The organism is Candidatus Zixiibacteriota bacterium (genome assembly GCA_014728145.1).
Classification (GTDB): Bacteria; Zixibacteria; MSB-5A5; order JAABVY01; family JAABVY01; genus WJMC01.
Genome location: WJMC01000173.1, coordinates 1 through 10021, shown reverse-complemented (window position 1 = coordinate 10021; position 10021 = coordinate 1). Strand labels below are relative to the sequence as shown.

Sequence of the window (10021 nt, the reverse complement as noted above, 5' to 3'; positions counted from 1 at the left end):
GTAAAGATCGGAATTAATACTTGCTCTTTTTAGAGCGATTATATATTATGGCGTTTTACAGATTTCTTTTTGGAGAGGTGGCCGAGTGGCTGAAGGCAGCTGCCTGCTAAGCAGTTAACGGGGCAACCCGTTCCAGGGTTCGAATCCCTGCCTCTCCGTTTTGTTGTATATTCCGATCACATCCTTTACATTTCATTCCGGTCAGACAATTTACACTTTTTATTTGCATATTTGATTTTACATTATCCGGTGTACCCATGTCCTTACCACTATAAGTTCAATCACTGCAAGAAATCCATTCGCATGCAGACGGTATGCAGTGTTATCGATGGTGTCAAACTCCGGGTCGGATCGTGCTATAATGTGGATGCAAGATGCTAATAATATTTAACTCCCATCGCTGGCTGTAGTCTTGTGTTTTGTTTTTAGAATTTATAACATGGATTGTCAGGTGCGGGCAACTCTGACCTGTCCAGGGTTCTCTTTATCTATGGAAGGTGGATCAACCAGTTGTAAGCCATGGGCAATAAAAAACCAGGCTTGCGATAAGCCTGGTTTCTATATCGGAAAATCAAAGGTCAGACGATTAAGCTTACTCTTCGATCTCGATGCAGCTTTCGGGGCAGGAGTCGGCCGCTTCACGTACGGCATCCTCATGCTCTTCCGGAACGGTGTCCACCAAAACGATCGCGATATCATCTTCGTTCATCTCGAAGACTTCCGGGCAGATATCCACGCAGATAGCGTCGCCGCTGCAAGCTTCCTTGTCGACTTTAACCTTCATTGCGAATCCTCCTTAAAAACGATTTGCCGTATATAATCTCGGGGCACATATCGTGCTCATATCAATACGCACCCTACCCATTCTATGATGGCGGAATATATAACTTTATAACCGGAAATCCAGTACATTTCTGAAAATCCGCAAGTTTTATTCCTCCCCGAACAAAACCCGGTCCAGCTCCCGACAAAGGTGCGTTGCATTTTTGGGACGAATAATCTTTACCGCCAGATTATACTTTCGATAGATGTCGGTCTTATCGCCCAAACGGTCGCGGTAAAAAGGCATGTGGGTATATCCGGCGATCTCAAGAAACAGGTCAAATTCCGGCAAGTAGAAATCCGGCCTGAACTTACGACCCTCCAATAGTAGCAGAGGTTCGTATTTAAAACTGATCCTGTGCTCACTCAGGTAATCTACACAAACTTTCTCAAGTTTCGAGCGGACCCGAATCCCCGAAGCGGTCTCAAGTTCCGGTTTACGTTTGCCGGAGCTACCGCGTTCACCCCGTCGAGGCTGCCAGCGCGCCGAAGCCCGCCGGAATATCCGTCTGTCGAATTTCATGCCGGAAAATAAAGTGAATGACTGAATCATGTCAATTACAACTGCCCCGGACTCTGAAAAAACCTTGTAATTATAAGACAATTGGTTATATTTTGGTAAACAGCTACTAACCCGTGTACTTCTGGGAGCTATTATGATGAAATCGATAATTTTTGTTCTGGCTATTATACTGATGCTTTCAACCGGGCTGTGGGCCCAGGATATACCGATACCATACGAACATTCGTTCAGTAGCGCGCCGGTCGAGCCGGTTCAGTTCGATTTCGATATACCCGACTCGAGCCTGGCCGATACTGCCAACCAGCACCAGCTGATCTACCGGGATACCGGTGCAACCGTATGGAATTCAGCAGAATACGACCTTCTTTACTCTGCCTGCTCGGTATTCACATTTTCGACTGAGATTAACTACACGCCACCTACGGAGCAGTTGGAATGGTATATTCGCTCCGAAAACGACACCGCTGTCATCAGCATGTCTCCCAAAAACAGCGCTGACCAGTTTCCTGTGCCGGAACACCTTTTAGCTGATCTGGGTGCCGATCCGGTCGGCGACGCGGAAAACACCAGCCTGAACCACCAGGATATAACCCATTGCTACGCGTCCTATTCAGATACAAAGCTGTATTTCAGGATGGAGAACAACGGGGGAGGATATCCGACCAGTTCTGGACTTTTCACTTATTTTCTTTATTCTGTGGGTGTGGTCGACCCGAATACGACTGATTCTGTTGCCTACGCTCTGATCTATGCCGAGGTGCCGGGTATTTTCAGCCCGGGGCTGTATAAAATCGATGGTGTTGACAGCTCTTTTTCCCAGATAGGCAATATAGATTATCTAATAGATGGCAATAAGCTCTGGATGTCCTGCCAAATCTCTGATTTAACCTCACAACCGGAATGGTCCGACTGGCCGCCCCCTTCGCAGTTTATAGGTATTTCACCGGTCACCGGTACACAGGAATTCACCGAACTGACCATGAACGATATGGGCAAATACGCCGGATTTCAGCCGAAATCGAATCATCTGGACTATTCGCTCGCAAACACACCCCCAAGCCTGTCAGGTGTTTCGGTCTTCCAGGTAGAGCAGGATACGGTCAGCGCGCAAGTAACTTATTCCGATGCCGATGACCACCTGCCGGTTTTAAGGCGTCTGTATTTTGACGGATCGGTCTACGATCTGACAGCCTGCGAAAAAGACTACCAGAATGGCAGTCAGTTCAATATTATCCTGACCGTCCCGGAAACCGGATGGTACCCATATTATTTTGAATTCTCCGACGGCGCGGATACGGTTGCCACCCAGCTCGATTCTGTCTATATCGAGATTGTAACGTATATCTGCGGCGATACTAATGGCGATGAGCTGGTCGATGTATCGGATGCTGTGTATCTCATCAATTACGCCTTCGGGGGCGGTCCGGCACCTGACCCGGTTGAATCAGGCGATGTCAACTGCGACAGCCTGGTCGACGTTTCCGATGCTGTCTATATCGTCAATTACGCTTTCCAGGCCGGAAGTCCGGCGCCTTGCGATATTGACGACGACGGTATTCCCGACTGCTGAACCGGTTGTTTTTCCGGGATTCATTTCTAAAGACTTACAGAAAAAGAAGATCTAAAGCATGCCCAGGCGTTTCATGAGCTTGGCCATGTTAGATGGATCGGTTTGAAGCATTTCAGCGGCTTTTCTGCGATTACCTTTGGTGCGTTTGAGGGCTTTAAGGATCGTGCGACGGGTAAAGTCGTCTATCATCTCATTCAGGCTACTGGATTCATCATAACTAATATCCGGCGTATGCTGAATTTCATCGATGACATCATCGGCCATGATAATATCGGATTCAGTCAGGTCGATCAATGATTCCACCGCGTTGCGAAGCTGGCGAACATTGCCGGGCCAGTCAAAATCGATCATGGCGTCAATTGCGGGGTCATCAAAAATCTTGAACGGTTTGCGATGTTTGCGGCAGTGGATTTCACTGAAATAGCGCACCAGGTGCGGGATGTCTTCGGGACGTTTGCGCAAAGGCGGTACCAGGATAGTGATCCCCTTGAGCCTGAAATACAGATCCTGACGGAATGTTTTCTCCAGCATCATCTGGTCAAGACTGCGGTTGGAGGCGCACAACACCCTGACATCAGTCATACGAGTCTCAGTGCTACCCAAACGGCAGAAAGTACCTTCCTGCAAGACACGCAGGAGCTTGCCCTGGGTATTGATATTCATATCACAGATATCATCCAGGAAAATCGTACCACGGTTAGCTTTTTCGAACAGCCCGATACGCTTGACAGCGTCTGTAAATGCTCCATCCTCGAGCCCGAACAGGTCCGGTTCGACCAGATCCGGAGGGCGGTGGTTACAGTTAATTACTCCGTATTCGTTTTTCGCTCGCTCGCTGTTCTCATGGATCGCCCTCGCCACCAGCTCTTTTCCGGTACCGGTTTCGCCCAGTATAATGACGTTTTTATCGCTTTTGGAAGCTTTCTGGATGAGCTTGTATAAATCGGTCATGACCCTGGAATGACCCACCATGCCGAATTTCTTCTCGGCGTGCAGATTGAGGCTCTTATTGTCGCGATGGAGTTGAGTATGTTCGACAGCGTTGCGTATCGAACGCATCAGGCGCGGAATTGAATCGCCCTTGAGGATGTAGTCAAAAGGCTCTTCATTTTCGTCGATTTCTTCCTCGTGATACTCACCGGCATAACCGGTCAGGATGATAATCGGTATTTCGGAATGGCTCTGGCGAATTGCCCGCGAGGCAGTCAGGCCGTCCATCTCCGGCATCCGAATATCCATGATGATAGCGGAAATATCAGGATGCTTTTTGACCAGTTCAATTGATTTCCGGCCGGAAGTCGCCTCGATAACATGGTAGTGCTTATCCAGCAGTTCCCTGAGCATCTGCAGGACATCGGGATTGTCATCGACAATCAAAACCTTCGTTTTTTGTGATTCAGGATTCATTGCAGTTTAGTACTTGGTATATTAAATAACCTGTAAGGTCTTCAGGCAATTTTAAATCTGATAGTAAATTTTGCTCCCTCGCCGTCATGGCTATGCAGCTTTATTTGCCCCCCGTACATTTCCACGATTTTTTTGGTGATAGCCAGACCAAGACCGGTTCCGCGATCCTGTTTGGTAGAAAAGAATGCGTCAAAGACCTGGTTGAGGATATCTTTCGGTATTCCCGGTCCGTTATCTTTGAATGATACTTCAACGAAGTCATCCCTTCTACCCCACGTGACAAATATACGCGGATCAGCAGTCTCTGTCAAGGCATCTATACTGTTTATCAATAGGTTATTGAAGACCATGTAAAGTTGGCGTCGATTTGAAACTACCCACTCATCAGGCAGATCGTTATAATTAATCTCAATATTACGTTTCTCCAGCTTCAGGATGTTGGAATGGAGTACATCCTCTACCACCTTTTTCAGGCTGACCTTTTCCGGAATATGTTCCCGATCCATGCGGGTAAATTCGCTGATTAGACGGGTTGTGTCGATCGCCCGGGAAACTGCGCGGTCGGCTATGCGGCGGTATTTCTCGAATCTTTCAGTGCTTTCCTGCTCGGATTCTTCCGGCTTGCGGATTATGTTTAGGGCGCCTTTGGCGGGGAAAAGCGAGTTGCGGATCTCATGCGCGAAGCCACCGGCAATGTAACGCGCCTGCCGGATTTTATCCTCTTCTGCCTGCTTGCGTTCGGTAATATCCTGGGTGTGGACCAAAACCTGGTCCTGCGGAACGTAGGCATAGCTGGCCAGCAGTTGACGGATTTTACCTACCGTCTGGAAAGTATATTCCATCTCTCTCTGTAGCGAGGTCTTTTTATCGAAACACTTGTGCATATCCCTGATAATATCCGGATTATCTTTATACAATTCACTCAGCTTTATTCCGACAACGTCTTTAATTTTGCCCCTGGTTATCTCGGTGGCGGCATGGTTGAAATCCGTTAGAATAAAATCATCGGCGACCTTTTTCCAGGTATAAGTCGGCACCGGGATACTCAAGTACTGGGCGCGGGCCTTCTGCTCACTGTCCCGTAGAGCGCTCTCGGCTTTTTTACGGTCGGTTATATCCTGGCCGATGGCGATAGCGGTTATCTTCTCGCTGTCTTTGGGGATGATCGCGCTGTTAGACCATAGTATAATCCGGGTTTCTCCGCTCCTGGTGATGAGGGGTCCCTCATATTTGTCCTCCGGATGATCCTTGACCCAGCGGGCGAAACGTTTTAAGCCCTCATGTTTGATATGCTCCGGCAAGAACAGCTCCGGCCAGCATTTTCCGAGAACCTCCTCGCGCTGGTAGCCTGTGATCCGCTCGCATTCATCGTTGAAAACCGTGATCCGGGCATTCTCGTCAAGACAGACGATCAGGCTGTTGGCGGTATCCAGGATCGACTTGATCAGGTCGCGTTCCTTCTGCAGTTCGCGGTTGGCTGTGATCTTGTCGGTGATCTCGCGTGCCACCGCCGTGATTCCGCTGAAACGGTCGGCATGATCACGAAGGGGAGAGAGCTTGACCGAATACCAGCGCTCGCATCCATTCAACCGGAGCGGGTAATCGAATTGACGGGTTCCGCCCGAAGTTGAGATCTCCTGCATGCATTGCAGGTATTTGGCGGCAATCTGCGAAGGCATTACATCGGCAATGTTTCTACCGATGAATTCCTGGGGAAGCTGGTAGAGATCATTTTTATTGGCAACCTGTTCAAAGAATTTGAATCGCCCTCGGCGGTCGAGTACAAAAATCAGGTCATCGATTGAATTCAAAATTGCCTTCAGTCTCTGGCGGCTTTCGGCCAAAGCCAGCTCGGTGCGGCGTTTTTCAGTGAAATCCATACCGGATAGAATTACCTTTGAAAACGTCTGTTCATGTCCCGGCGCTACCGAAGCTTTGAGATGGACGAAGAGGTCGTCTCCCCTGATGGTCCTGCTCAGAAACTCTGTCTCATAAGTTGTTCCACCGCTCAGGAACGTGGCGATCATACCGGCGAAAGCGCGGACGTTGTCCTCGGTCAGTTCAGAAGTAAAGAAATCCCGCAAATTATCGATATCTTTCGCACTGTATGATGAAAGTCCCGCCCGGTTTATGTTGACTATGCGTAATTCGGAGATGCATTCGAGCAAATCTTCACTATGATCTAACAGGTATTCCTGATAGTTTTCGACATTGTTCGGTAATTTTGACCTGACACATTTCATGACCTTGCTCAAATCCTCCTCGCATAGGATAATGGGAGAATCTTCAAACAGAGAACGGTAGCCCATCTCACTTTTACGCAATGCTTCCTCGGCCAGACGACGCTGGGTGATATCCTGTATCTGCGAGATCATATACAGCAGTTTTCCATCTGTATCGTTGATGCGGGTGGAATTGACAATGACATGGACAGTTCGGCCGGATTTATGCAGGTAGCGCTTCTCGACTTTTGCAGTTTGTATTTCACCGGACAACAGTTTCTTGAATGCGCAACCGCCGATCGTGTAGTCATCGGGATGAGTGAATGATTGAAACGACCTGCCGGTCATTTCATCCGGAGAATAGCCCAGCATCTCCGCCAGGGAATTGTTTACGCGCAGAAAACGACCTTCCGGGTCGACCTGGGCCATACCGGTAGCGACGTTATCGAAGGATACACGGAAGCGTTCCTCGCTTTCTCGCAATGCCTGCATAGTGGAGGTGATTTCCGACATATCGATCACGATGCCGCGCAGTCCCACGGGCTTGTCGTCTTTATAAACACAGCTTGAATGGATCCTGATAGGGAACTTCGTACCGTCTTTTTTGAGGCCGGTATAATCTGAGCCCTTTATTATTTCACCGGACAGAATTCTCTGCAGGTGCTCTCGTGCCTGTGAACGGCATTCCGGGGCGAGAAAATCAAACCCGCTGATACCGTTTTCTATATCCTCATTGCTGTAGCCGAAGCTGTTTAAAATTTCCTGGTTGACGTAAGTCAGGATTCCATCCATGTTGATCTCGTAAACACCTTCCGGGAGAAGTTCCGCCAGCTCCCTGAAGCGTGCCTCGCTTTCCCGGATAACCATCTCCGCCTGTTTGCGGACGGTGGTGTCATGGGTGATCACCAGCGCCGCCCGCAAAGTTCCGGAGGTCTCCCGGAAAGGCTGGATATTGATGTCATACCAGCGCCACTGGCCGTCGATAAAAGTCTTTTCCTCGCGTGTGTAGACTTCGTTGCTATCTATGACCCTGCGGATATTCTCCATCTGGAAATCGGCTATTTCATGCGGGAAGAGATCCCACATTGATTTTCCGATGATTTCTTCCGGCGGCTTATTGTGCGCCAATGAACCCCGCTTATTGATGAACTGGAATACACCCTCGTAGTCGATCAAAGCGATGCCGGCATAGACATTGTGAACCAGCAGGCGGTACTTCTCCTCGCTGTCGGCCAGCTTCTTTTCTGCTTGTTTTCGTTCGGTGATATCCTGGTAAAGGCCGACATAACCGGTTACTTTGCCCGCAATTTCTATCACCGAGGAAGAAATGGCGACATGAATCAAGCGCCCATTTTTGCGTTTCCTGAGCTTCTCGACTGTTCCCTCGCTGAGACGGTGAGGGATATGATTTACAGGATTTTTCTCGTCACTTTCAGGGAAGAGGGTTTCGTTGATTTTCTTTCCGACGATTTCCTGTCTGGTATAGCCAAACAGCTTTTCGAATTTCGGATTGACATCGAGGATTTTCAAATTCTTATCGTGATAGACCGCGGCCGCCGGATTAGCCCTAAACAGACGCTCGAATTTTCTCTCACTCTCTTTCAATCTGTGTACGGTTTTCACTCGCATGATGTTCGTTACCAGGAGGGCGGCGGCCAGAATAAACAGGCCGACGGTAATGTGATTCTGGTATTCCCAGAACAAAAGGCGGGCATAGTCGATTGTTTCTTTGCGTTTGAATCCCAGCATGTAAAAATTGTTGTGCGCGTTGACCATTGCTTTTGTTAAATGGCCGTCTTCTGATGACTCGAGCGGGAAGAAATGATCGATGCGATCGTCGAAATGAGCTACCTGTTTCAACTCGGTCGTGTACAAGCCGGTGCCACGGGCGTTTTCGATTAGAAGCGTGTTTTTCTCGTGACTGCGAAATGCAATGTAATCGACTATTCTCACAAAGTCTGTCGGTTCGGTGACCGCCACAAGGTTCAAGTCCTGGTCATAGATACGCACGATCTTTTTCGATGAGAGCGTGTACAAATCGAGCTTGCCATCATCATCGTAGTCCGCAAGGTATACGTGATTTATCCTCTCACCAGGAAAAACGGTCCTGACTCTCACTCCATCCGAATCGAAACGGGTGATCGAATAACTCCGCTCCGGAAACTCCAGTGTGTCGTCCGGCTCAAGGAAGTCGAGCGAATGTGTAACGAAGAAAATATCTTTGCCGGGTACTTTTGCCAGGCTGACACCGCCGTGTTCTTCCGCCATAATTTTCTGGTAGACGACTTCGCCTCGCTGGTTTATCCTGGCGATGTAGCAGTACAGGTCGCTGAAGATCGAATCGGTTACACGGTTTTTAACGTTGTAGGTCCTGATCATGACGCCTGGATCAATGCTGTCACCGGTTGGATAAAGCTCATTGATTATCGAGGCGACCGGCAGGGACCATTCTATTTCGAGCTTTTCCGGATTGATGCAGAAGAGCACGCGCGGACTGAGGTCTCGTCCCGGGCTGACGTAGGCAAAAGCTTCCTCGACACCGTCGAAATCGTAATCATAAACTTTCATCAGATTGACCCCGCCTCTCCAGACACTGTCGCCGTTTTGGTCGGTACCGCTGGCCAGGTAGAGCCAGTCGAAATAATCGCTTCCGGGAATCGTACGGGCAACAAACGCGGAATCGTTACGGTAACCTCCCGCCAGGATTCCAAGGCGATTTTGCCGGGTGTCAGAATAAGGCATAACACTGCTGAGGAGCAAAGCGATCGGGTCATGATCCGAAATCTCGATGAAATTCATCTGGTTATAAGTCAATGATGAGTAATCAGAGCTCCCCATGGGAGGATTATAAGCGTGCACAAAATACTTTGGCCCGAAGGGGGCCAGAGAATCGGAACAGACCATCAGCGGTACTCCGACCCCGTGGCGGTCATCTTCGAAGTCAAAGTGCCCCAGTTGCAGGATGTCGTAGGGCAGAAAGCGAGTTGGCCTGGCAAAATCGACAGTTATCTGGTCAACCGCCACCAGATCCGGAGAGACAAGAAAAAACATGATCAAAAGCAGACACGAAATGCCCCGTCCGATTACTAAATTCCCCATAGCGATTTTAATAGATGTCATAGACTATATACTGAATCTTACTTATCGGCTTGAGGTAAAATAATACAGAATAGCGATTTTCCAAGTATTTTCAGGTGGTTTTGGACTTAAATGGCATATTTTGTGTAAAATTCATGTAGATTCTGGTTCATCCGGAGGATTTTTCTGAGCCTCCCACCACTTGATCCGTTCAGCGATTTTCTTTTCGAAGCCGATTTCTGAGGGATGATAGAATTTTTCGCCACTCAGTCTGTCCGGCAAATATTCCTGCACTGCATAAGCGTTATCGTAGTTATGGGCATATTTGTAGCCCTCGCCGTACCCCATCTCTTTCATCAGCCGGGTGGGTGCATTGCGAATGTGCAGGGGTACAGGTTC

General features: G+C 48.7%; 6 protein-coding genes and 1 tRNA gene. 2 read left to right on the top strand and 5 right to left on the bottom strand.

What is annotated here, in order from left to right:
• Positions 1-71 precede the first annotated feature (71 nt).
• Positions 72-158, top strand: a tRNA-Ser gene (locus tag GF404_10155).
• A 434-nt stretch (positions 159-592) separates the two neighbouring features.
• Here GF404_10155 and GF404_10150 read toward each other — a convergent pair.
• On the bottom strand, positions 593-784 hold the full coding sequence (locus GF404_10150; protein ID MBD3382544.1) for a ferredoxin: 192 nt from the start codon (positions 782-784) through the stop codon (positions 593-595).
• Positions 785-931: 147 nt separating this feature from the next.
• Entirely contained in the window at positions 932-1375 is a 444-nt protein-coding gene (locus GF404_10145) for a hypothetical protein (GenBank protein ID MBD3382543.1), read from the bottom strand.
• A gap of 103 nt (positions 1376-1478) precedes the next feature.
• Between GF404_10145 and GF404_10140 the strand changes: the two genes are divergently transcribed.
• Positions 1479-2915: a hypothetical protein gene (locus GF404_10140; GenBank protein MBD3382542.1), complete on the top strand. Its 1437-nt coding sequence runs from the start codon at positions 1479-1481 to the stop codon at positions 2913-2915.
• 51 nt (positions 2916-2966) lie between these two features.
• Here the strand turns inward: GF404_10140 and GF404_10135 are convergent, their stop codons facing one another.
• From GF404_10135 to GF404_10125, 3 genes are all read right to left on the bottom strand, one after another.
• On the bottom strand, positions 2967-4322 hold the full coding sequence (locus GF404_10135; GenBank protein ID MBD3382541.1) for a response regulator: 1356 nt from the start codon (positions 4320-4322) through the stop codon (positions 2967-2969).
• Positions 4323-4363: 41 nt separating this feature from the next.
• Positions 4364-9664, bottom strand: coding sequence for a PAS domain S-box protein (locus tag GF404_10130; GenBank protein ID MBD3382540.1), 5301 nt, complete (start codon positions 9662-9664; stop codon positions 4364-4366).
• A 111-nt stretch (positions 9665-9775) separates the two neighbouring features.
• Positions 9776-10021, bottom strand: a 246-nt coding sequence (locus GF404_10125) for a hypothetical protein (GenBank protein MBD3382539.1), incomplete at its 5' end; no start/stop codon positions are given.

What these genes read in the sequence shown, in the direction of transcription:
- GF404_10145 (MBD3382543.1), bottom strand. Translation starts at nt 1,375, where the DNA reads ATGATTCAGTCATTCACTTTATTTTCCGGCATGAAATTCGACAGACGG.
- GF404_10135 (MBD3382541.1), bottom strand. Translation starts at nt 4,322, where the DNA reads ATGAATCCTGAATCACAAAAAACGAAGGTTTTGATTGTCGATGACAAT.
- GF404_10150 (MBD3382544.1), bottom strand. Translation starts at nt 784, where the DNA reads ATGAAGGTTAAAGTCGACAAGGAAGCTTGCAGCGGCGACGCTATCTGC.
- GF404_10140 (MBD3382542.1), top strand. Translation starts at nt 1,479, where the DNA reads ATGATGAAATCGATAATTTTTGTTCTGGCTATTATACTGATGCTTTCA.
- GF404_10130 (MBD3382540.1), bottom strand. Translation starts at nt 9,664, where the DNA reads ATGACATCTATTAAAATCGCTATGGGGAATTTAGTAATCGGACGGGGC.